The sequence below is a fragment of the Streptomyces antnestii genome (assembly GCF_004005495.1).
GTDB classification, from domain to species: Bacteria; Actinomycetota; Actinomycetes; order Streptomycetales; family Streptomycetaceae; genus Streptomyces; species Streptomyces antnestii.
On sequence record NZ_RZYA01000010.1, the window covers coordinates 45744 to 67790 of the forward strand.

20 protein-coding genes are annotated in these 22047 nt (G+C 72.3%); 3 read left to right on the forward strand and 17 right to left on the reverse strand.

Going from position 1 to position 22047, the window contains the following annotated elements; genetic code table 11:
• Nucleotides 1-133 precede the first annotated feature (133 nt).
• From EOT10_RS21305 to rimP, 10 genes are all read right to left on the reverse strand, one after another.
• Entirely contained in the window at nt 134-613 is a 480-nt protein-coding gene (locus EOT10_RS21305; protein WP_127829873.1) for a carboxymuconolactone decarboxylase family protein, read from the reverse strand.
• A gap of 107 nt (nt 614-720) precedes the next feature.
• Entirely contained in the window at nt 721-1671 is a 951-nt protein-coding gene (locus tag EOT10_RS21310) for a bifunctional riboflavin kinase/FAD synthetase (protein WP_127829874.1), read from the reverse strand.
• Nucleotides 1672-1794: 123 nt separating this feature from the next.
• Nucleotides 1795-5301 carry a trypsin-like peptidase domain-containing protein gene (locus EOT10_RS21315; protein ID WP_127829875.1) on the reverse strand — a complete coding sequence of 1169 codons (3507 nt, stop codon included), beginning with the start codon at nt 5299-5301 and terminating at the stop codon, nt 1795-1797.
• A gap of 225 nt (nt 5302-5526) precedes the next feature.
• Nucleotides 5527-6435, reverse strand: coding sequence for a tRNA pseudouridine(55) synthase TruB (gene truB / locus EOT10_RS21320; protein ID WP_127829876.1), 909 nt, complete (start codon nt 6433-6435; stop codon nt 5527-5529).
• The gene (gene rbfA, locus EOT10_RS21325) at nt 6432-6881 is read right to left on the reverse strand and encodes a 30S ribosome-binding factor RbfA (RefSeq protein ID WP_127829877.1); all 450 of its coding nucleotides are present in this window, start codon (nt 6879-6881) and stop codon (nt 6432-6434) included. The genes truB and rbfA overlap by 4 nt, the downstream gene beginning before the upstream one ends.
• 33 nt (nt 6882-6914) lie before the next feature.
• A complete protein-coding gene (locus EOT10_RS21330; RefSeq protein ID WP_127829878.1) occupies nt 6915-7208 on the reverse strand; it encodes a DUF503 domain-containing protein in 294 nt (97 codons plus the stop codon).
• Nucleotides 7209-7350: 142 nt separating this feature from the next.
• On the reverse strand, nt 7351-10455 hold the full coding sequence (gene infB, locus EOT10_RS21335) for a translation initiation factor IF-2 (protein WP_127829879.1): 3105 nt from the start codon (nt 10453-10455) through the stop codon (nt 7351-7353).
• 146 nt (nt 10456-10601) lie between these two features.
• Nucleotides 10602-10880, reverse strand: a complete 279-nt coding sequence (locus tag EOT10_RS21340; RefSeq protein ID WP_127829880.1) for a YlxR family protein — start codon at nt 10878-10880, stop codon at nt 10602-10604.
• Nucleotides 10881-10979: 99 nt separating this feature from the next.
• Nucleotides 10980-11969: a transcription termination factor NusA gene (gene nusA, locus EOT10_RS21345; RefSeq protein ID WP_127829881.1), complete on the reverse strand. Its 990-nt coding sequence runs from the start codon at nt 11967-11969 to the stop codon at nt 10980-10982.
• A gap of 2 nt (nt 11970-11971) precedes the next feature.
• Complete coding sequence (gene rimP / locus EOT10_RS21350; RefSeq protein WP_127829882.1) at nt 11972-12481, reverse strand: ribosome maturation factor RimP; 510 nt, start codon at nt 12479-12481, stop codon at nt 11972-11974.
• Between the two features lie 193 nt (nt 12482-12674).
• On the opposite strand from rimP, the gene EOT10_RS21355 reads away from it, so the two are divergent.
• From EOT10_RS21355 to EOT10_RS21365, 3 genes are all read left to right on the forward strand, one after another.
• Nucleotides 12675-13184 carry a hypothetical protein gene (locus EOT10_RS21355; RefSeq protein WP_127829883.1) on the forward strand — a complete coding sequence of 170 codons (510 nt, stop codon included), beginning with the start codon at nt 12675-12677 and terminating at the stop codon, nt 13182-13184.
• A 1-nt stretch (nt 13185) separates the two neighbouring features.
• Complete coding sequence (locus tag EOT10_RS21360; RefSeq protein ID WP_127829884.1) at nt 13186-13668, forward strand: ferritin-like domain-containing protein; 483 nt, start codon at nt 13186-13188, stop codon at nt 13666-13668.
• A 67-nt stretch (nt 13669-13735) separates the two neighbouring features.
• On the forward strand, nt 13736-14629 hold the full coding sequence (locus EOT10_RS21365; protein WP_127829885.1) for an aminoglycoside phosphotransferase family protein: 894 nt from the start codon (nt 13736-13738) through the stop codon (nt 14627-14629).
• A gap of 182 nt (nt 14630-14811) precedes the next feature.
• Here EOT10_RS21365 and EOT10_RS21370 read toward each other — a convergent pair whose 3' ends face one another.
• From EOT10_RS21370 to EOT10_RS21400, 7 genes are all read right to left on the reverse strand, one after another.
• A complete protein-coding gene (locus EOT10_RS21370; RefSeq protein ID WP_127829886.1) occupies nt 14812-16506 on the reverse strand; it encodes a proline--tRNA ligase in 1695 nt (564 codons plus the stop codon).
• A gap of 79 nt (nt 16507-16585) precedes the next feature.
• Nucleotides 16586-17128 carry a GNAT family N-acetyltransferase gene (locus EOT10_RS21375; protein WP_127829887.1) on the reverse strand — a complete coding sequence of 181 codons (543 nt, stop codon included), beginning with the start codon at nt 17126-17128 and terminating at the stop codon, nt 16586-16588.
• Nucleotides 17129-17168: 40 nt separating this feature from the next.
• Nucleotides 17169-17933, reverse strand: a complete 765-nt coding sequence (locus tag EOT10_RS21380; protein WP_127829888.1) for an ABC transporter ATP-binding protein — start codon at nt 17931-17933, stop codon at nt 17169-17171.
• Complete coding sequence (locus EOT10_RS21385) at nt 17930-18730, reverse strand: ABC transporter ATP-binding protein (protein ID WP_127829889.1); 801 nt, start codon at nt 18728-18730, stop codon at nt 17930-17932. Before EOT10_RS21385 ends, EOT10_RS21380 begins: the two co-directional genes overlap by 4 nt.
• Nucleotides 18727-19545: an ABC transporter permease gene (locus tag EOT10_RS21390; protein WP_127829890.1), complete on the reverse strand. Its 819-nt coding sequence runs from the start codon at nt 19543-19545 to the stop codon at nt 18727-18729. The genes EOT10_RS21385 and EOT10_RS21390 overlap by 4 nt, the downstream gene beginning before the upstream one ends.
• Nucleotides 19542-20507, reverse strand: coding sequence for an ABC transporter permease (locus tag EOT10_RS21395; protein ID WP_127829891.1), 966 nt, complete (start codon nt 20505-20507; stop codon nt 19542-19544). Before EOT10_RS21395 ends, EOT10_RS21390 begins: the two co-directional genes overlap by 4 nt.
• Nucleotides 20507-22027, reverse strand: coding sequence for an ABC transporter substrate-binding protein (locus EOT10_RS21400; protein WP_127829892.1), 1521 nt, complete (start codon nt 22025-22027; stop codon nt 20507-20509). Before EOT10_RS21400 ends, EOT10_RS21395 begins: the two co-directional genes overlap by 1 nt.
• Nucleotides 22028-22047 lie beyond the last annotated feature (20 nt).

Genomic DNA, 22047 nt, shown 5'->3' on the forward strand with positions numbered 1-22047 from the left:
TGGTGGGCTGGTCGCGCAGTTCCCCGCGCCCCTTTCAGGGGCGCAAGACCTGAGCCCCTTAAGGGGCGCGGGGAACTGCGCGAGCGGCCACCGACGGTCCGCACCCGGCAACGCACCGGACCCGGCCCGCCCCTCACTCCAGGGGCGACGCCATCCCCACCTCGTAGTCCCCGCCGGGCTGCCGCACGATCGCGTTCAGGCGGTTGAACGCGTTGATGCCCGCGATCAGGCAGACCAGCGCGGCCAGTTGATCCTCGTCGAAGTGCTTGGCCGCGTTCGCCCAGGCCTCGTCGGAGACCCCGGCGCCGTCGGCGAGACGCGTCCCCTGCTCGGTGAGTTCCAGCGCGGCGCGCTCCGCCTCCGTGAAGACCTTGGCCTCGCGCCAGGCCGCGACGAGCATCAGCCGCTGCGGCGTCTCCCCCGCGGCGACGGCTTCCTTGGTGTGCATGTCGAGGCAGCCCGAGCAGCCGTTGATCTGGCTGGCCCGGATCTTCACCAGTTCCTGTGTCGCGGCGGGCAGGCCCGCGTCGGCGAGCGGTGCGTGCGCCGCGACGAGCCGCTTCACGAAACCGACCGCGGCCTTGCTGGCGAACATGTTGAGACGGGGTTCCATGACAAGCTCCCTGTTCCGTCGTGAAGTGCGCTGACACTTACCTGACGAGACAGGGCGGCCCCCATGTGACATCCCAGGATGTGACCTGGGGCACATGTGTGCGGCGGCTAGCCCTCGTACGCCTCGATGAGCTCGCGCGAGCGCTTCACGTCGTCCGCGATGGCGACCAGCAGCGCGTCGATCGAGTCGAACTTGGCCATCCCGCGCACATAGGCGAGGAAGTCCACCGCCACGTGCAGGCCGTACAGGTCGAGGCCCACCCGGTCGATGGCGTACGCCTCGACGGTGCGCTCGGTGGCGTCGAACTGCAGGTTGGTGCCGACCGAGATCGCGGCGGGCATCGCCTCGCCCTCGACGTGCAGCCAGCCCGCGTACACGCCGTCGGCGGGGATCGCGGTGTGCGGGAGCGTCTCGACGTTGGCGGTCGGGAAGCCGAGTTCGCGGCCGCGCTGGGCGCCGCGCACGACGACGCCCTCGACGCGGTGCGGGCGGCCGAGGATCTCGCGCGCCCCCTCCACGTCCCCCTCGGCGACGAGCCGCCGGGTCAGGGTCGACGAGAAGGGCTCGCCGCCGCCGGCCGAGCCGGACACGTACAGGTCGACGACCTCGACCTCGAAGTCGTACGTCGCCCCCTGCTCGGTGAGGAACGCGACGGTGCCCGCGGCCTTGTGGCCGAAGCGGAAGTTGGGGCCCTCGACGACGAGTCGGGCGTGCAGCTTGTCGACGAGGACCTTCGCGACGAACTCGGCCGGCGACAGCTTCGAGAACTCGGCGGTGAAGGGGAGGATCAGCAGGGCGTCCACGCCGAGCTCGGCCATCAGCTCCGCGCGCCGGTGGTGCGGGGCGAGCAGCGGGGGGTGGCTGCCGGGGCGTACGACCTCGCTGGGGTGCGGGTCGAAGGTGACCACGACGGCGGGCACACCGAGTTCACGGGCCCGTTCGACGGCGCGGCCGATGATCAGCTGGTGGCCGCGGTGCACCCCGTCGTAGGAGCCGATGGTGACGACGCTGCGCCCCCAGTCCTGGGGGATGTCCTCCAAGCCACGCCAGCGCTGCACGGTGATTGCTCCTCGCGAACCTGTGTACGACCGTTACGTCTCTTTGCCGAATACGCAGGTCTAAGAGTGCCATGCCGAGTGCCCGCGCCCCGCATCGGGAGGCGCCGCAGCGGCCTGAGCAGGTCAGGCGGGCACCCGCACCCCGGCCAGGCGCTCGATGACCCGGCGGGCGCTCGGCCCGACGAGCACGGCCCACTCCCCCGGCGCCTGAGCGAGGCACCGGACGACGAGGGCGGCGAACCCGGGCACGGCGTCGGCGCTCCCGACGAGCCCGCGGTCGAAGCGCGCGGCGCCCTCGGGGGTGCGGACGAGCCGGAGTCCGGTGCGCCGCAGCAGGTCGCGGGTGCGGGCCTCGCCGGCGTCCGGGGCGTTGCGGGCGGCGGTCCGCAGGACGGCGTCGAGCACGTCCGGGTCGTCCTCGTGGGCGAGCAGCACGTCGACGAGTTCGGCGCGCAGGGCCCGTGACGCACCGGTGCCGGGCAGCGCCAGTACGGGCGCGAGGGCGGCGCGCACCGGGGCCGGGCAGGTGCGCAGAAGGCCGGTGACGAGCGGGAAGAGCACCGCCCGGCCGGCCGGTCCGTGCTCCAGACACCGGTCGACGTAGTCCGCCACGTCCCGCGCCGCCTCGGGCCGGTCCGCCGGCAGGTCCCGCACGAGGGCGGCCGCGCGCCGGGTGAGGGCGGGCGCGGTCACATCGGCGAGGGTGCGCAGCACGCCGGCCGCGCCCCCGGGCTCCCGCACGCGCGCGTGGAAGGCGCGGAACACGGCCTCGGGGTGGGTGGCCAGAGCGCCCGCGAACGCGCTCGCGGGCAGCAGGGGATCGCCGTCCGCGAACCGCGCGAGGGCCCGCGCCAGATACGTGTCACGCGTCGCCGGGTCGCGTACGAGGAGGGAGAGCGCCGCCCCGTGCGCGACGCCGTCGGTGGTGCGGGCGAGCAGGGCGAGCGCGGCGTAGCGCAGCAGGCGCCGGTCGGCGTCCGTGGTGACGTGCGGGGCGACGCGCAGGGCGTAGGTGACGGCGGCGGCCCGGCGGGCGGGGCGCTCGTCGTGGGACCAGCGGTCGACGGCGCGGCACAGCGCGGAGGGCTCCTCGTCGGCGAGCACGGCGAGGAGTTCGTCGCCGCGCGGGTGCGCGCAGTCGGCGAGCGCCTCGGTGAGGTCGTCGACGCCCCGGTGGCGGTGGGTGTGCAGGAGGGCCTGGGCGGCGGTGGCGACGGTCGCGTCGGGCAGGGCGGGCAGCGGCCGCTCGTCGTCGAACCAACTCGTGAGGTGGGCCTGGACGCGGGCCGGGTCGGCGGCGAGCATTTCGGCGACGGTGTCCAGGTGGCGGGCGTGGTCCCCGGGCGGCGGATCGTGCACGACGAGTCGGCGCAGGAGGGCGAGGCGGTCGGCGTCCGTGACGGGGAGGCGCCGCCAGAACGAGGGGTCGAGGCACCCTCGGTCGGCGAGCGGCTCGAGGACGTCCAGATAGGGAGTGGCGTCGGGCACCCGCAGCAGCGCCTCCTCTACGAGGTGCCCCGCCCACCAGGAGGCTTCACCGTCGCCCGGCGTGAGCGACCGCAACGCCAACTCCGTGAGATACGCGCCGAGTTGGGCCAGGCCGCGCTGCCGCTCCACGAGGAGGAGGGCCTGGACGACGGGGCCCGCGCGGTGCCGGGGCACGGGCACGGTGGGCGCCGCCCGTCCGGCCTGGCGCTCGCGGTGCACGAGCGCGCGCAGCGCCTCGTCCAGGTCCAGGTGCATGCCCTGGATCCAGTCGGCGACCTCCTCGTGCGCGAACCGGTAGCCGCGGCCCGCCGGGACCAGTACACCCTCGGCGAGGACGGCCGGGGCCCAGGCCGTGACGCCCCCGCCGCGGCGCCCCGGCAGCGCGCCCCACGGGAACACCTCCTGGAACGCCTCCCGGTCCAGCTCGCCCTGCCCGGGACCGAGACAGCGCCGCGCCGCCTCGTGGACCTGCCCGGACACCCGCGCGGCGAGCCTGCGGACTGCGGTCCCCCGCAGCCCGTTCACCGCCGCGAGGCGCACCGCCACACGCAGGCACATCAGGTCGAGGTACGCGGCGAAGACGGCGTCCCGGTCGGCGCTGCCCGGCACAGGCCCGCCCAGCGCGGCCCGCACCTCGGCGAGGAGCCGCAGCGCGAGGGGGTGGCGGGCGTCGCGGGCGGCGAGCGCGTCCTCGGGCAGCCCGTACCGTACGTGCGCCAGGCGTGCCTGGTCCGCGGTCAGCTCCCCCAGCGGCACACACGCGGGCAGCCGCCCGGCCCTCCCGTACAGCGCGCGGGCGGGAAACAGCTCGCCCGCGCGCTCCCAGTACTCCCCCCGGCACGCCACGACGAGCCGCACGCCGGTGTCCCGCAGCCAGCGGGCCGTGCCGTCGGTCCACTCGGCGAGCCGGTGCGCCAGGACGGGCGGCATCTCCTCAGGCCCGTCGAGCAGCAGGACGAGGGGCCGGCCGGCGGCGCGGGCGGGCGCGGCGATCCGCTCCGGCGACACGTCACCGATCCCGCCGCCGCACGCGCCACCGCACCCTTCGGCCCCCCCGGACGCGCCGGTGCGTCCGGGCACGGCTCCGGGCACGGCCCCAGGCTCCGCTCCGGGCACGGCTCCCGGCAGCGACGCCGCGACGATCCGCCCCGCTCTGACCAGGGCGCGCCGCGCGGCGTCCGCCACGCTCCGGTCGTCGCCGTGCAGGTCGGCGCCGCGCAGCCAGAGGGTGGGGGCGGGATGGGCACCCCGGCCGCGGCGCGCGGCGTACGCGGCGAGCTCCGTCGTCCGGCCGCTGCCCGGGGCCCCCACGAGGGCGAGCACCGCCGCGTCCGACCCCTCGAAGGCAGTGAACTCCCGTGCCACATCGGGCCGTTCGACCGGTTCGGGGTCGAGGACGCCGGCCGGTCCGTCGGAGCCGACCGATGTGGCCGTCAGCTGGAGGGCGCCCGCCAGGTTGAGTTCGTCCCCGTAGACCGGCACGGTGGCGGCGTTCCGCGCGAGGAGCGCGGCGAGCGGGCCCGCGGGGTCAGTGGCGGCGGCTTCGCGCAGCGGTACGGCGAGACCGGCGGCGCGGTGACCCGCCTGGAGGGCCGGGCTCAGTACGGCCAGGACGGCACCCGACGCGGCGTCGAGGACGGGTCCTCCGGCGGCACCGCCGCCGGGCCGCAGCGCGTCACGGCCGTCCGTGCCGATCGCCAGCTCCATCGCTCCGGAAATCGTGTGGCCGCGGTCGCTCGCGGCGTAGGTGGCGTCGACGTGTCCGAGGACGCGCGCCTCGCGCCAGCCCCCGGCGGCGATCCGCACATATGAACCGGCCGGGGCGGGGGCCCGGACGGCGACCGGCAGCGGGCGCAGGCCGAGGCCCTCGGTCCCGTCGGTGCGGATGAGCGCGAGCGCGGAGCGGGGCAGCGGGGTGATGTCGGCGGTGCCCGCGACGCAGGTGGTACCGGCGGGGGCCCGCAGCACGAGGCGGGCGAGGCCGTCGACCGCTTCATGGCTGGTGACGACGGTGCCGCGGTCGTCCGCGACGAAACCGGTACCGCGAAGGCGCCCGGCGAGATCGAGGACACGGACGAGGGGCGGACCGGCCTCGGGACCCGTCGCGTCCCCGTCTCCGGCCCGGGGGCCCCGTCCCGCCATCGTCGAACCTCCCGCCATGCCCCGTAGGACCGACGGTAGGCGCGTGGTGATCAGTGGGACAGGCGCCCGGGCGAACGCGCCCCCTTCCACTCCCTCGGTTCACTCCGAGCGCCCGCCCGAAGGGGTGAACGGATCGGGGGTGATGGATACACCCTTGGAGAGGGGGATCGTGGAGCGGCCCGCGACCGACGGGCGCGGGCCGCTCCACGGTGGGGGCACTTCGGGTCAGCCGAAGACGGCGAGGCTCTTGGCCTTGCCCTTCGACTCCTCCACGAGCGCGAGGAACACGCCCGCGGGATCGAACACGGCGACGGGCCCGGCGCCCGCGTACTCCGCGGGCATGTCGAGCCGGACCCCGTTGAGCAGGAGCCCCGCGCGCTTGGCGTCCACGTCCCAGCGGGTGAACGCGGCGGTCGCGGCGTCCGCGACGGGCATCACGGTCAGCTCCTCCTGGAGCTGGTCGAGCGTCCGCGCGGAGTCCAGCTTGTACGGGCCGACCCGCGTGCGGCGCAGCGCGGTGAGGTGCCCGCCGACGCCCAGACCGGCGCCCAGGTCCCGGGCGAGGGCCCTGATGTACGTACCCGACGAGCAGACCACCGAGACGACCAGGTCGAGGACCGGCGTGCCGTCCTCGGCGACCGCGTCCCGGATGTCGTAGACGGTGAAGGACGAGACGGTGACCGGCCGCGCCGGGATCTCGAACTCCTCACCCTCACGCGCCCGCTTGTACGAGCGCACGCCGTTGATCTTGATGGCGCTGACCTTGGACGGCACCTGCATGATGGCGCCGGTCAGCTTGGCGACCCCGGCGTCGATCGCCTCGCGGCGCACGCCGGACGCGTCGGTGGACGACGTGAGGTCGCCCTCCGCGTCGTCGGTCAGCGTGTTCTGGCCGAGCCGGATCGTGCCCAGGTACTCCTTCTCGGTCAGCGCGAGATGGCCGAGCAGCTTGGTCGCCCGCTCCACGCCGAGGACCAGGACACCGGTCGCCATGGGGTCGAGCGTGCCCGCGTGGCCGACGCGGCGGGTCTTGGCGATCCCGCGCATCTTGGCCACCACGTCGTGCGAAGTGAAGCCCGACGGCTTGTCGACAATGACAAGACCGTCGGGCGTCGGGGTGTTCTTCTGCGTCATTCCGAGGCTTCGCCGTCCTCGTCGTCCTCGGGCTTGCGGTACGGGTCCGCGCCCCCGGCGAACTCGGCGCCGGCGGACGCCTCCCGGACCTTCGCGTCCGAGATCCTGGCCTTGTCGAGGAGGTCGTCGATGGCCTTGGCGTTGTCCGGCAGGGCGTCCGCCACGAAGGCCAGGGTCGGCGTGAACTTCACACCGGCCGCCTGACCCACCGCCGAACGGAGTACGCCCTTGGCGCTCTCGAGGCCGGCCGCGGCAGCGGCACGCTCCTCGTCGTCGCCGTAGACCGTGTAGAAGACCGTCGCCTCCCGCAGGTCACCCGTCACCCGGGTGTCCGTGATGGTCACATGCGTACCGAGCCGCGGGTCCTTGATCCCGCGCTGGAGCTTCTGGGCCACCACCTCTCGGATGAGGTCCGCCAGCCTTTTCGCCCGCGCGTTGTCGGCCACTGCGCCGTCTCCTTCTTCGCCTTGCTCTTGCGGTCAGTCTTCGTCGCTGTGGAGCCTGCGTCGAACGGAGAGCAGCTCCACCTCCGGACGGGCGGCGATCAGACGCTCGCACCGGTCCAGTACGTCGGTGAGGTGCCCCGTGTCCGCGGAGACCATCGCCAGGCCGATCTCGGCCCTGCGGTGTAGGTCCTGGTTCCCGGTCTCCGCCGCACTCACTGCGTACTTGCGCTGGAGTTCGGCGACGATCGGGCGGACCACGGAGCGTTTCTCCTTCAGCGAGCGAACGTCGCCGAGGAGCAGATCAAAGGACAGAGTCCCCACATACATGTGTGTCCGGATGTCCCGCCGGTTCGGGTTCGTGGCCCCGCCAACCACTTGGCGGGGACACCAGAACCGTACACGGAACGGCCGGGGCCGATCGACGGGATTTCGTCCCGCCGACCGGCCCCGACCTTGAGCCGTGCGCGGATCAGGCGCGCGGCTTCTCGCGCATCTCGTACGTCGCGATGACGTCGTCGATCTTGATGTCGTTGAAGTTTCCGAGGTTGATACCGCCCTCGAAGCCTTCGCGGATCTCAGTGACGTCGTCCTTGAAGCGACGCAGACCGGAGATGTTGAGGTTCTCCGCGATGACCTTGCCATCGCGCAGCAGGCGCGCCTTGGTGTTGCGCTTGACCTCGCCGGACCGGACGAGCACACCGGCGATGTTGCCCAGCTTGGACGAGCGGAAGATCTCGCGGATCTCCGCCGTACCGAGCTCGACCTCTTCGTACTCCGGCTTGAGCATGCCCTTGAGGGCCGCCTCGATCTCCTCGATGGCCTGGTAGATCACCGAGTAGTAGCGGACGTCGACGCCCTCGCGGTCCGCCATCTGGGCCGCGCGGCCCGCAGCGCGGACGTTGAAGCCGATGACGATCGCGTCGGAGCCGGTCGCCAGGTCGATGTCCGACTCGGTGACCGCACCCACGCCGCGGTGCAGGACGCGGATGTCGACCTCTTCGCCGACGTCGAGCTGGAGCAGCGAGGACTCGAGAGCCTCCACCGAACCGGACGCGTCGCCCTTGATGATGAGGTTGAGTTCCTGCACCAGACCGGCCTTGAGGGCCTCGTCCAGGTTCTCCAGGGAGAACCGGACGCCGCGTCGCGCAAAGTTGGCGTTGCGCTCGCGAGCGGCACGCTTCTCGGCGATCTGACGGGCCGTACGGTCCTCGTCGACCACCAGGAAGTTGTCGCCGGCACCCGGGACGTTGGTGAGACCCAGGACGAGGACGGGGGTCGACGGACCCGCTTCCTCGACGTTGTTGCCGTTGTCGTCGAGCATCGCCCGGACACGGCCGTACGCGTCGCCGACCACCATCGTGTCGCCGATGCGCAGCGTTCCGCGCTGGACCAGGACCGTCGAGACGGCACCGCGGCCACGGTCGAGGTGGGACTCGATCGCAATACCCTGCGCGTCCTGCTCCGGGTTGGCCCGCAGGTCGAGCGAGGCGTCCGCGGTCAGGACCACGGCCTCGAGCAGGGAGTCGATGTTCAGACCCTGCTTGGCGGAGATGTCGACGAACATCGTGTCGCCGCCGTACTCCTCGGCCACCAGACCGAACTCGGTGAGCTGACCGCGCACCTTGGTCGGGTCGGCACCCTCGACGTCGATCTTGTTGACCGCGACGACGATCGGCACGTTGGCCGCCTTCGCGTGGTTCAGCGCCTCGATCGTCTGCGGCATGACGCCGTCGTTGGCCGCCACCACGAGGATCGCGATGTCGGTCGACTTCGCACCACGGGCACGCATGGCGGTGAACGCCTCGTGACCCGGGGTGTCGATGAAGGTGATGCGACGCTCTTCGTCGTTGACCTCGGTGGAGACCTGGTACGCACCGATGTGCTGCGTGATACCGCCGGCCTCGCCCGCGACGACGTTCGTCTTGCGGATGGTGTCGAGCAGTCGGGTCTTACCGTGGTCGACGTGACCCATGACGGTCACGACCGGCGGACGCGCGACGAGGAACTCCTCGCCACCCTCGTCCTCGCCGAACTCGATGTCGAAGGACTCGAGCAGCTCGCGGTCCTCCTCCTCGGGGCTGACGATCTCGAGGATGTAGTTCATCTCATCCGCGAGGAGCTTCAGCGTCTCGTCGGAGACGGACTGCGTGGCAGTGACCATCTCGCCGAGGTTCATCATCACGGCGACGAGCGAGGCCGGGTTGGCGCCGATCTTCTCCGCGAAGTCGGTGAGGGAGGCACCGCGCGACAGACGGACGGACTGTCCGTTGCCGCGAGGCAGCATGACGCCGCCCACCGACGGGGCCTGCATGGCCTCGTACTCCTGGCGCCTCTGCCGCTTCGACTTGCGGCCACGACGGGCGGGCCCGCCGGGACGGCCGAACGCACCCTGCGTGCCACCACGGGCACCGGGACCGCCGGGACGGCCACCACCGGGACGACCGGCGAAACCGCCACCGCCACCGGGACGACCGGCGAAACCGCCACCGCCGCCACCCGGACCTGCCGGACGGCCGGCGAAGCCGCCGCCGCCACCACCGGGACGACCGGCGAAGCCGCCGCCACCGGGACGACCGCCGCCGCCACCCGGACGACCGCCGCCGCCACCGGGACCACGGCCACCGCCGGGGCCACCACCGGGACGCGGGCTGCCGGCAGCGGGACGCTGCGGCATCATGCCCGGGTTCGGACGGTTACCACCGGGGGCACCACCGGGACGCGGGGCACCGCCCTGCGGACGAGGCATGCCGCCCGGGGTCGGACGGGCGCCGCCCTGACCCTGCGGACGCGGGGCGCCACCGGGGCCACCCTGCGGACGCGGGCCACCGGGGCCGGCCTGGCCGCCACCGGGACGCGGGGCACCGCCCGGACGGGGCGCCTGCGGGCGCGCCATGCCGGTGGAGCCACCAGAGGTGAACGGGTTGTTACCGGGACGCGGGCCGGCGGGACGAGCGCCGGGGCGCTGACCCTGACCACCCTGGCCGCCGGGGCGCGGGGCACCCTGACGGTCGCCGCGGTCGCCACGGCCCTGACCCTGAGCACCCTGGCCGGGAGCGGCCGGACGGGCACCGCCGGGCTTCGGGGCGCCGGGACGGGCACCCGGGCGCGGACCGGCTGCCGGGGAGGCCGCGGGGGCCTGGGCAGCGGGGGCCGGAGCCGCGGGCGGAGCCGTGAACTCGGGCACGGCCGGGGCCGGGGCCGCGGGACGCGGAGCCGGCTTCGGGCCGGGCGTCGGACGCTGACCGGCGGCCGGGGTCACCGGGGCGGCGGCAGCGGGCTTCTCCGCGGCGGCAGGCTTGGGAGCCGGCGGGCGCGGAGCAGCAGGCTTGGCGGCCTGCGCCGGAGACGGGGTCGGACGGGCCGGCGAGGGCTTCGCGGGCGCGGCCTTGCGCGGGGCGGGCTTGCCGCCGCCGCTGCCCTGCTGGAGGGCGTCAGTCAGCTTGCGTACTACAGGCGCCTCGATCGTCGAGGACGCCGAACGGACAAATTCACCGAGTTCTTGGAGCTTGGCCATGACGACCTTGCTCTCCACCCCGAACTCCTTGGCGAGTTCGTATACCCGGACCTTAGCCACTTCGCTCCTTTTAGGTCCGGGTTACGCCGGACCGTCGCTACTTCATGGGCGTACTCATCGCGTGCTCATCGAGTGCTCATCGCAATCTCGACCTACTTCCAACTCGCGGGGGTACCAGGACCGCACGGGGTCCCGTACGGCACGTTCTACGGTGTTACCTGCTCGACGCGGTGGCGCAAGGCCTCCGTATCGAACGGGCCAGGGGCTTTGAACGCCCGCTGGAACGCCCGGCGGCGGACCGCCAGGTCGAGACAGACCAGGGCGGGGTGCACATACGCACCCCGGCCGGGCAGCGTACCGCGAGGATCGGGGACACATTCGCCCTCGATCACCACGATGCGCAGCAGATCGCTCTTGGCCGCTCGCTCCCGGCAGCCCACACACGTGCGCTCTGGGCATGCACGGGCATGCGTCCGGCCAGACACGGTTAAGTCTACCTCCCCGTATCGACCTCACCCCTTTGGGGCAAAAATCGAACGGTTGTTGTCGTGATCTTTGTGGTCGCCACGCGCAACCGCCACCGATTATTCGGCCGGCTGCTGCTCCGTGTCCGGACGGATGTCGATCCGCCAGCCGGTGAGACGCGCGGCGAGGCGGGCGTTCTGGCCCTCCTTGCCGATGGCGAGCGACAGCTGGTAGTCCGGCACGATCACGCGCGCGGAGCGGGCCGCCATGTCCACGACCTCGACCTTGGTCACGCGGGCCGGCGACAGGGCGTTGGCCACCATGTCCGCCGGGTCGTCGGACCAGTCGACGATGTCGATCTTCTCGCCGTTCAGCTCCGCCATGACGTTGCGCACACGGCCGCCCATCGGGCCGATGCAGGCACCCTTGGCGTTCAGGCCCGAGCGGGTCGAGCGGACCGCGATCTTCGTGCGGTGCCCGGCCTCGCGCGCGATGGCGGAGATCTCCACGGAACCGTCGGCGATCTCGGGGACCTCGAGCGCGAACAGCTTCTTCACCAGGTTCGGGTGCGTGCGCGACAGGGTCACGGACGGGCCGCGCACACCCTTCGCCACGCGCACCACGTACGAGCGAAGCCGCGTGCCGTGCACGTACTCCTCGCCGGGGACCTGCTCCTGCACCGGCAGGATGGCCTCGAGCTTGCCGATGTCGACCAGCACGTTCTTCGGATCGCGGCCCTGCTGGACCACGCCCGTCACGATGTCGCCCTCGCGCCCGGCGTACTCACCGAGCGTCGCGTCGTCCTCGGCGTCGCGCAGCCGCTGCAGGATGACCTGCTTCGCGGTGCTGGCGGCGATCCGGCCGAAGTCGGACGGGGTGTCGTCGAACTCCCGGGCCTCCTGGCCCTCTTCGAGGTCGGACGGGTCCTCCTTCGCCCACACCGTCACATGGCCGCTCTCGCGGTCGAGGCGCACGCGCGCGTGGCGGCGGCTTCCCTCGGTGCGGTGGTACGCGATGAGGAGGGCCGACTCGATCGCCTCGACCAGCAGGTCGAAGGAGATCTCCTTCTCCCGCACCAGACCCCGCAGGGCACTCATGTCGATGTCCACGGCTACGCCTCCTCCGCATTCTCTTCGTCGTTCTTGTTCTTACGGTTGAACTCGACCTGGACACGCGCCTTGGCGATGCCGTCGAAGGCGATCCTGCGGGCGGTGGGCTTGCGCCCCTTCACGCCGGGCACCTCGAGGTCCAGGCCCTCGTCGTCCACGGTCAGGATCCGCGCGACGAGCTCGCTCTCGTCGGCCAGCTGGAACTTCACCAGGCGGCCTTCGGCTCGCACGTAGTGGCGGTGCTCGGTCAGGGCGCGCTCGGCGCCGGGGGTGCCGACCTCGAGGTCGTACTCGCCCTCGCCCATGGCGTCCGTCTCGTCCAGCTTCGCCGAGAGCGCGCGGCTCACATCGGCGACCTGGTCCAGATCCGCTCCGGTGTCGGAGTCGACGACGACCCTCAGCACTCGCTTACGTCCGACCGATGCCACTTCGATCTCTTCGAGATCGAGGCCCTGGGAGCTCACGAGCGGTTCCAGTAGTGACCGCAGCCTCTCGCTCTGGGTGGTGCTCATCCGGGTGACTCCTCGGCCGCGTGTGCTGTTGTGGTCTCGTCGTGTGTCAGGTCAAAGGGTATCCGGTCCAGGGGGGTGTTGCCGTCCACCCGGCGCGGGCCGCAGGTACGGTGATCACCGGGCCTGCGCCCACTACTCCCGCCGATCCTGCTGAATCCTTCCTGCCATCCTTACCTGCCCGAGGACGTCTGCCGTGCCTTTGACCACTGGGGCCCTCTCCGGGCCGCGAAGAAGGAGCCTGCTGGCCGGGGTGGCCGGGGCCGCGCTCCTGACGGGCTGTTCCGACGCCGGGGAGCCCACCCCGGGCGGCGCGCGGGGCACGCGCAGCGCCTCGGCCGCGCAGCGGATCACGGCGCGTGCGGCCCGCGACAGCGAGGGCCTGCTCGACCGGTACGACGCCGCTCTCGCGGCCCATCCGGCCCTGGCCGCCCGGCTCGGCCCGCTGCGGGACGAGGTGGCCCGGCACGCGAAGGCCTTCGGGGCCCCGGCGCGTCCGTCGGCGCCCGCCTCGCCCACCCCGACGGCGTCCGCCACGGCTCCGGCCTCCGAGAAGGACACCGTGCGGGCCCTCGCGGCGGCCGAACGGGACCTCGCCGGGCGCCGGGCCGCCGCCCTGGTCGACGCCCCCGCCGAACTGGCCCGCCTGCTCGCCTCGGTGGCCGCCGCGGGCGCCGGCCACGCGTACCTGCTGACGGAGGACTGACATGGCCGGCACGAGCCGCCGCGACGACGGCGACAAGAAGCTCCTGGCCGCGGTCCAGGCGGCGCTGGCCGCCGAGCACGCGGCCGTGTACGGGTACGGCGTGGTCGGCGGCCGGATCCGTGAGGACCGCAGGGCGGAGGCGCGTACCGCGTACGACGCGCACCGTTCCCGCCGGGACGGCCTGCGGCGCACGGTCCGTGACCTCGGCGGCGAGCCCGAGCCGTCCGCGGGCGCCTACGCGCTGCCCTTCCCCGTGCCGGACTCGGCGGCGGCGGCGCGGCTCGCGGCGGACATCGAGGACCGGGTCGCCGGGGTCTACTCGGACCTGGTGCGGGCCTCCGAGGGGGCGCGGCGGCGGGGGGCGGCGGACGCGCTGCGGGAGGCGGCGGTGCGGGCGGTGCGGTGGCGCGGCGGCAGCGTAGCCTTCCCTGGTCTCGCCGAGCGGTCCGCGGCGCCCGAAGCGTCCGCGACACCCAAGGCGTAGCCGGTCACGGTCACACCGACGGTCCGCGGGTCACGGGGACGGTCACGGGGAAGGGAGTTGCTCGCGCATGTCTTTCGAACCGCCGAAGCGGCTGGTCAACGCGCTCGGCGAGGTGCGTGACGACGGGGCGTCCGGTTGGCTGGCGAGGCTGCCGGAGATCCTCCAAGAGGCCGTGGAACGGCTTGAGTTGACGGTCGAGCGGGTGCATGTGCCGGGTGGGCGCAGCAGCCTCGTCGTGCTGGTGCGGCGGGCCGACGGCACCCCCGCCGTCCTGAAGCTGGCCCCGGAGCGCTTCCGTCCGGAGGCCGAGCACGCGGCACTCACGCACTGGAACGGGCTGGGGGCGGTGCAGCTCGTCGGCGACGGCGGGGACCTGCTCCTCGAACGGCTGCACCCCGATGTGTCCGTGCGTTCGCTGCCCGAGGCGAAGGCGCTCCTCGAGGCCGCGGGCACGCTGCGCAGGCTGTGGGTGGACCCGCCGTCGTGGCGGTCCTGCGAGACGGTCGCCGACCGGACAGGCAGGCAGGCGGAGGCCATGCGGGCGACGGCCGCCACGGAGCCGGAGGTCGTACCGCTGGTCGACGCGGCGCTCACGGCGCGGGACGAACTGCTCGTGGCGCCGCCGGAGGTGCGGTTGCTGCACGGGACGTTCCGGCAGAGCAAGGTCCTTGCCGGGGAGCGGACGCCGTGGCTCGCGGTGGGGCCGGACCCGGTCGTCGGTGAGTGCGCCTTCGATCTGGCGCGGCTCGTCCGGGACCGGGTGGAGGACCTGATCGCGTCGCCGTCCGGGGCGGCGACGACTCGGCGGCGGGTGAAGCGGCTCGCTGAGTCGCTGGACGTGGACCAGGAGCGGTTGCGGGGGTGGACGCTGTTCCGGGCGGTGGAGTCCGGTGTGCGGGCACTGCGCGTGGGGCGTGAGCGGGATGCGGAGTTGTTGCTGGAGTTCGCGGGGTGGTTGTAGGGGGTGGCTGTCGGGGCGTTTTCTTCTCCCCCAGCCCGCCCCTTCCCGAAGTTTCGGGGCTCCGCCCCGGGCCCCGGTCCTCAAACTCCCCCAGACTCCGTCCGGGGGGACCCCCAACGGGCTGAAAAGAAACGCCGGACGGGCTGGAGTGATCCAGCCCGTCCGGCGTTCTCAGTTTCTGGTTATGCCGTCAGGCGGGCGATGGCCTCCTCGACCGTCAGTTCCTCTCGCTCGCCCGTCTTGCGGTCCTTGAGTTCCACGATGCCGTCGGCCGAGCGGCGGCCGGCGACGAGGATCTGCGGGACGCCGATCAGTTCCGCGTCGGTGAACTTCACGCCCGGGGAGACGCCGGCGCGGTCATCGACGAGGACGCGGACGCCGGCGTCGGCCAGCTTCTGGGAGACCTCGAGGGCCAGTTCCGTCTGGAGCGCCTTGCCGGCGGCGACCACGTGGACGTCGGCCGGGGCGATCTCCTTGGGCCAGCACAGGCCCTTGTCGTCGGCGGTCTGCTCGGCGAGGGCGGCCACCGCGCGGGAGACGCCGATGCCGTAGGAGCCCATGGTCACGCGGACCGGCTTGCCCTGGTTGCCGAGGACGTCGAGCTGGAAGGCGTCGGCGTACTTGCGGCCCAGCTGGAAGATGTGGCCGATCTCGATGGCGCGGTCCAGGCGCAGGCCGGTGCCGCACTTGGGGCAGGGGTCGCCCGCCTCGACCACGACGACGTCGAGGTAGTCGTCGACCTCGAAGTCGCGGCCCGCGACGACGTTCTTCGCGTGCTTGCCCGGCTTGTTGGCGCCGGTGATCCAGGCCGTGCCGGAGGCGATGCGCGGGTCGGCGATGTAGCGGACCTTCTCCAGGCCCTGCGGACCCACGTAGCCGCGTACGAGGTCGTCGCGGCCCTCGAAGTCCTCGGCGGTGACGAGCTCGACGACGGCCGGGGCGAGGTGCTCGCCGAGCTTGCCGAGGTCGACCTCGCGGTCGCCGGGGACGCCCACGGCGACGATCTCGCCGTCGACCTTGACGAGGAGGTTCTTGAGGGTCGCGGAGGCCTCGACGCCGAGGTGGGCCGCGAGGGTCTCGATGGTCGGGGTGTCGGGGGTGTCCAGCTCCTCGACGGCCGGGTGCTCGGCGGTCTCGACGGCCGTGGCGGCGAAGGTGACGGCCTCGGTGTTGGCGGCGTAGTCGCACGCGGGGCAGTCCACGAAGGTGTCCTCGCCGGCGGGGGCCGGGGCGAGGAACTCCTCGGAGGCCGAGCCGCCCATCGCGCCGGAGACGGCGGAGACGATGCGGTGGTCGAGGCCGAGGCGCTCGAAGATCTTGATGTACGCCTCGCGGTGCAGGGCGTACGACTCGGCGAGACCCTCGTCCGTGGTGTCGAAGGAGTAGGAGTCCTTCATCAGGAACTCGCGGCCGCGCAGGATGCCGGCGCGCGGGCGGGCCTCGTCGCGGTACTTGGCCTGGATCTGGTAGAGGATCACGGGCAGGTCCTTGTAGGACGAGCACTGGTCCTTGACCAGCTGCGTGAAGATCTCCTCGTGGGTGGGGCCGAGGAGGTACTCGGCGCCCTTGCGGTCCTTGAGGCGGAACAGCTCGGGGCCGTACTCCTCCCAGCGTCCGGTCGCCTCGTAGGGCTCCTTGGGCAGCAGGGCCGGGAGCAGGACCTCCTGGCCGCCCATCTCGTCCATCTCCTCGCGGACGACGCGGGCGACGTTCTCCAGGACCTTCTTGCCGAGCGGGAGCCACGACCAGATGCCCGCCGCCGTACGGCGCACGTACCCGGCCCGGACGAGCAGCTTGTGGTTGAGCGTCTCGGCGTCGGCCGGGTCGTCACGCAGTGTCTTGACCATCAACCGGGACATGCGCTGGACCTGGGCCATGATTTTGACTCCTGCTGCGAAAGGTAGGGATGCCCAGGAGGTTAGCCGGGCGCGGGCCGCGCCCGGAAATCGGCTGCGGTCAGCGACGCAGCGGAAGCGCTGCGCCCATGACCGCGTAGGGCCGGGAAGCGCTGGGGAAGAGGACCTGCCGGGCGAGGTCCTGGTAGCCGAGCGAGCGGTACAGGCCGCGGGCCGGGCTGTCGAAGTCGATGGCGGACAGGATCGAGCGGGGCTCGTCGGCGCTGTCCGTGATGGCGGTGATGAGGGACCGTCCGACGCCGCGGTTCTGGTAGCGGGGGTGGACGTGCAGTTCGGTGATCACGAAGGAGTCGTCGAGCCACCAGTCGAGGTCGCGGGTGCGCAGATACGGCTCGACGACGGTGGACCACCAGTGGGCGCGGTCGTTCGGCATGCCGTAGACGAAGCCGACGAGGCGGCCGCTCCCCGTGTAGGCGCCGAGGGCGCGCGCTCCCGGGTACGTGAGGTGCCGCAGCACGATCTGGCGGCGCACGGCGACCTCGTCGTCGCTCAGACCGAAGGCGTACGCCTGCACGGCGAGTGCCTCGTCCACGTGTGCCGCGAGGTCGAGAGGCCCGATGGTGACGACGTCGTCCTGGGTCATGACGGGGAGACTACAGGGCCGTCCGGCGGCCCTCAGCTGATCAAACGGGCAGGCGGGGAACGCTGTCGAGCAGCCGCCGGGTGTAGGGGTGTCCGGGCGATCCGAGCACGTCGCGGGTCTCGCCCTGCTCGACGACGCGTCCCCGTTCGAGGACGGCGGTCCCCTCGCAGAGGGCAGCCACGACGGACAGGTCGTGGGAGACCATGACGATCGTCAGGCCACGCTCGCGCTTCAGTTCGGCGAGGAGGTCGACGACCTTGACCCGGGTGGTCACGTCGAGGGCGCTGACGGGCTCGTCGGCGAGCAGGACGCGCGGGTCGCAGACGATGGCGCGGGCGATGGCGATGCGCTGGCGCTGGCCGCCGGAGAACTCGTGCGGGTAGCGGGACGCGGCGTCCGCCGGGAGCCCGACCTGTTCCAGCGCCTCGGCCACCTTCGCCCGTGCCTCGGCGACGGTGGCGACGCCGAGCGAGCGCAGCGGCTCGGCGACGATGCGGCTGACGCGCTGGCGGGGGTCGAGGGAGGCGTACGGGTCCTGGAAGACGCACTGCACGGAGCGGCGGAAGCGGCGCATCTGCGCGCGGTCGCCGAGGGCGAGCGGGTCCCCGTCGAAGCGGACGGTTCCGGTGGTGGGGCGGGCGAGCCCGAGGAGCAGCCGGAGCAGGGTCGTCTTGCCGGCGCCGGACTCGCCGACGAGCGCGAGGCTGTGCCCGGCCTCGACGCCGAGGGAGACGTCCGCGACCACGGGAGCGGCGCTTCCGCGGTAGGTGTGCCCGACGGAGTCGAGTGCGAGTACGGCGGTCATCGGGGCCCTTCCAGGTCCAGGGCGGATTCGAGCCGCCGGGCGCTGTCGACGAGCGCCTCGGTGTACGGCTGCCGGGGCGCGCGCACCAGGTCGCGCACGGTGCCGTCCTCGACCGCGCGCCCGTCCTTCATCACGAGGACGCGGTCGGTGACGCGGGAGACGACGGCCAGGTCGTGGCTGACGAAGAGGACGGCCATGCCGCGCTCCCCGACGAGGGTGTCGAGCAGGACGAGCATCTCGGACTGCACGGTGACGTCGAGCGCGGTGGTCGGCTCGTCGGCGATGAGCAGGTCGGGCTCGCAGGCGAGGGCCATGGCGAGGGCGACGCGCTGGCGCTGGCCGCCGGAGATCTCGTGCGGGAACGCGCGGGCGATGCGCCCGGGTTCGGGCAGCCTGACCTGTTCGAGGGCTTCGGCGACGGCCTTGCGGAGCGCGTCGCCCTTGAGGCCGCGGCGGCGGCGCAGGGGTTCGGCGAGCTGCCGGCCCACCCGCATCAGCGGGTCGAGCGCGGTCAGCGGCTCCTGGAAGACGATCGCGGCGGCGCGGCCCCGGACCTCGACGAGACTCTTCTCGCTCGCGCCGACGATCTGGGTGCCGTCGAGTTCGACGCTGCCGGTGGTGGTCATGCCGTCGGGGAGGAGGCCGAGCGTGGCGAGGGTGGTGAGGGACTTGCCGGACCCGGACTCGCCGATCAGGCCGAGGCGTTCGCCCCGGTCGACGGAGAAGGTGAGGTCCGAGACGAGGGCGCGGCCGTCACTGGTGCGGATGGTGAGGTCGCGTACGTCGAGCAGGCTCATGCCGTCGTCCTCCTGCGCCGGGCCGGGTCGAGGGTGTCGCGCAGGCCGTCGGCGACGAGGTTGACGCCGATGACGAGCAGGACGAGGAGGATGCCGGGCGCGAGGGCGCCGGCCGGTGCCGTGGTGAACGTCGCCTGTGCCTCCTGGAGCATGCGTCCCCACGAGGCGTTGGGCGGCGGGGCGCCGAGGCCGAGGTAGGACAGGCTGGCCTCGGCGAGGACGGCGAGGCCGAACTGGAGCGCCAGGTTGACCGCCAGGGTCGGCCAGATGTTGGGCAGGACGTGGGCGCCGACGATGCGGGGCCAGGACGTGCCGGAGGTGCGGGACGCGGTGATGTAGTCCTGCGCGAGGACGCGCTTGACGAGGATCCGGGTCAGCCGCGCGACGATCGCGCTCTGGGCGAGACCGATCGCGATGATCGCCGAGGTGAGGGTCGCCGAGCGGGCGGAGACGATCAGCATGGCGAGCAGCAGCGTCGGGAACGCGATGAGGATGTCGAGGAACGCGGAGACGGTGTCGTCGAACCAGCCCTGGGCGAACGCCGCGACCAGGCCGAGCGTGATGCCGACGAGGGCCGCGATGGCGACGGATCCGAGGCCGGCGGCGAGCGCGATCCGGGACCCGGTCATGAGCTGCGTCAGCAGGTCACGACCGAGCTTGTCGGTGCCGAGCAGATGAGAGCCGCCCGGCCCGGCGAGCCGCGTGCCGGAGGTGTCCGAGGCGTCGTACGGCAGCCAGAACAGGGAGACGAGCGCGACGAGGGCGATGAGTCCGGCGAGGACGCATCCCGTCCACAGGGTCGCGGAGCGCTTCATCGGGCACCTCCCGAGAGCCGGCCGCGCAGGCGCGGGTCGATGGCGCGCTGCACGAGGTCGGCGGCGAAGCCGATGAGCAGCACGGCCAGGGTGGAGACGAACAGGACGCCCTGGATGACGGGGTAGTCGTGCTGGGCGATGCCGGTGGCGAGGAGGGAGCCGAGCCCCGGCAGCGCGAACACGGACTCGACGACGACGGCGCCGAGGAGGGTCGACGCCAGTTCGATGCCGAGGATCGAGATGACCGGCACGGAGGCGTTGCGCAGTCCGTGGCGCCACATGGCCTGGCCGAAGGACGAGCCGAGGGCGCGCGAGGTGCGCAGGTAGTCGCTGTCGAGGACGTCGAGGGTCGCGGACCGTACGTAGCGGATCAGGGACGCCGACATGACGAGGGCGATGGTGACGACGGGCAGGACGAGCGAGCGGATCGCCTGGGCCGGGTCGGACCAGCCGTCCTGCGGGAACCCGCCGGACGGCAGCCAGCCCGCGTTCAGCGCGAACACGACGACGAGGATCATGCCGAGCCAGAACACCGGGACAGCGATGCCCAGTTGGGACACCCCGCTGAGCAGGGCGCCGTACCAGGTCCGGCGCTTGTGCGCGGCGACGAAACCGGCCGGGACCGCGATCAGCACGGCGAGCACGAACGCGGACAGGGTCAGCGGCACGGTGACGCTCAGGCGCTGTACGACCTCGGGGCCGACCGGCAGCGAGCTGACGAAGGACGTGCCGAGGTCGCCGGTGGCGAGCTGCCCGATCCAGTGGGTGAACTGTTCGGGCAGCGGCCGGTCGGAGCCGATGGAGTGCCGCGCCGCCGCGATCTGCTCCGGCGACGCGCCCACGGAGGTGAGCGCGTTCGCCGGGTCGCCGGGCAGCATCCTCAGGAGCACGAAGAGGACGATGCTCGCGAGGACGAGGGAGACGACGAGGAAGGCGAGGCGGCGCAGGAGGTAGCCGGTCATCAGCCCTTCTTGATGTCGTACGCGAAGAACTGCGAGTTGAGGCCGTTGAGCGGGTAGCCGGACACCTTGCTGCTCGCGACGACGATCTGCGGGTACAGGTAGAGCCAGTCGCTGGCGGCGTCCTCGGCGGTCTTTCGGTTGACCTTCTTGAGGAGCTCGGTCTGCGCCTGCGTGGTCGACGCCTTCTCGGCGTCCGCGACCCACTGGGTGACCTGCTTGTTGTCGTAGCCCCAGTAGAAGTCGGGGTTGCCGTACCAGACGACGTCGCGGTCGTTGACGTGCTCCTGGAGCGTGGCCGTGAAGTCGTGGTTCTTGTAGACCTTCGTGTACCACTCGTCGGGCGTGATCGTGTTGATCTTGACGGTGATGCCGACCTTGGCGAGCTGCGACTTGATGAAGGTGGCGGCCGTGGGGTGCGGGTCGTAGTTCGGGGTGTCCAGCGTGAAGCTGAAGCCCTTCTCGTAACCCGCCTCCTTCAGGAGCTTCTTGGCCTTCGCCGTGTCGTACGCGTTGACCTTGGTCAGGTCCTCGTACCAGGGGTCGGTGGGCGGCACCATCGACCCGATCTGCTTGCCGTAGCCGCCCCAGACGGATTCGAGGAGCTTCTTGTCGTCGATCGCGGACGAGACGGCCTGGCGGACCTTGACGTCCGTGAACGGCTTGGCCTTGTCGTTGAAGGCGAGGAGCAGCTTGGTCGTCGAATTGCCGTCGGTGACCTTGTAGTTCTGGTTGGACTTGAACTGGTCGAGGGCGTCGGGCGACTGCTCGCTGGTCACGACGTCGACGGCGTTCGTCAGGAGCGCGTTGTTCAGCGCCGTCGCGTCCTTGTAGTAGTGGAAGACGGCCTGCTTGTTCGTGGTGGCGGTGCCCCAGTAGCCGGCGAAGCGGTCGAGGCTCAGGGCGGAGCCGCGGGTCCACTTGTTCAGCTTGTACGGGCCGGTGCCGTCCTCGCTGGTCTTCAGGTTCTTCGCCTGGTCGTTGATGATCCAGACGTAGGAGAGGTTGTAGACGAAGGAGATCGACTTCTGCTTCAGCGTGACCTTCACGGTCTGCGCGTCGGGGGTGTCGATCGTCTTGATGACCTCGAGGTTGGACTTGCGCGCGGACTGCGAGTCCGGCGCGATCACCTTCTCCAGGCTGTACTTGACGTCCTTGCTGGTCAGCGCCTTGCCACTGTGGAACTTCACGCCGTCGCGCAGGGTGAAGGTGTAGGTGAGGCCGTCCGGGGAGACCTTGTAGTCCCGGGCGAGGAGCTTGTCGACCTTGCCGTCGTCGGTGAGCTTGAACAGGCCCTCGTAGACGTTGCCGTTGAGCGCCTCGGTGACGCCCTGGCCGCCGCCCGCGGTGTTGTCGAGGTTCTGCGGCTCGTACAGGGAACCGATGTTGACGGTGGCGTTCTTGTCGTACGCGCCGCCGCCGCTGCTGTTGTTGTTGCCGCCGGATCCGCCGCAGGCGGCGAGGGTCACGGCGAGGGCGACGGTGAGCACACCGGCGGACAGGGGCTTCTTGGGGAGGTTCATGGGACTGCCTTCGTACGGGC

Coding starts and splice junctions, on each gene's coding strand:
- EOT10_RS21305 (WP_127829873.1), bottom strand. CDS start 613: ATGGAACCCCGTCTCAACATGTTCGCCAGCAAGGCCGCGGTCGGTTTC.
- EOT10_RS21315 (WP_127829875.1), bottom strand. CDS start 5,301: ATGGCGGGACGGGGCCCCCGGGCCGGAGACGGGGACGCGACGGGTCCC.
- truB (WP_127829876.1), bottom strand. CDS start 6,435: ATGACGCAGAAGAACACCCCGACGCCCGACGGTCTTGTCATTGTCGAC.
- EOT10_RS21330 (WP_127829878.1), bottom strand. CDS start 7,208: ATGTATGTGGGGACTCTGTCCTTTGATCTGCTCCTCGGCGACGTTCGC.
- rimP (WP_127829882.1), bottom strand. CDS start 12,481: ATGAGCACCACCCAGAGCGAGAGGCTGCGGTCACTACTGGAACCGCTC.
- EOT10_RS21360 (WP_127829884.1), top strand. CDS start 13,186: ATGGCCGGCACGAGCCGCCGCGACGACGGCGACAAGAAGCTCCTGGCC.
- EOT10_RS21365 (WP_127829885.1), top strand. CDS start 13,736: ATGTCTTTCGAACCGCCGAAGCGGCTGGTCAACGCGCTCGGCGAGGTG.
- EOT10_RS21370 (WP_127829886.1), bottom strand. CDS start 16,506: ATGGCCCAGGTCCAGCGCATGTCCCGGTTGATGGTCAAGACACTGCGT.
- EOT10_RS21375 (WP_127829887.1), bottom strand. CDS start 17,128: ATGACCCAGGACGACGTCGTCACCATCGGGCCTCTCGACCTCGCGGCA.
- EOT10_RS21380 (WP_127829888.1), bottom strand. CDS start 17,933: ATGACCGCCGTACTCGCACTCGACTCCGTCGGGCACACCTACCGCGGA.
- EOT10_RS21385 (WP_127829889.1), bottom strand. CDS start 18,730: ATGAGCCTGCTCGACGTACGCGACCTCACCATCCGCACCAGTGACGGC.
- EOT10_RS21390 (WP_127829890.1), bottom strand. CDS start 19,545: ATGAAGCGCTCCGCGACCCTGTGGACGGGATGCGTCCTCGCCGGACTC.
- EOT10_RS21395 (WP_127829891.1), bottom strand. CDS start 20,507: ATGACCGGCTACCTCCTGCGCCGCCTCGCCTTCCTCGTCGTCTCCCTC.
- EOT10_RS21400 (WP_127829892.1), bottom strand. CDS start 22,027: ATGAACCTCCCCAAGAAGCCCCTGTCCGCCGGTGTGCTCACCGTCGCC.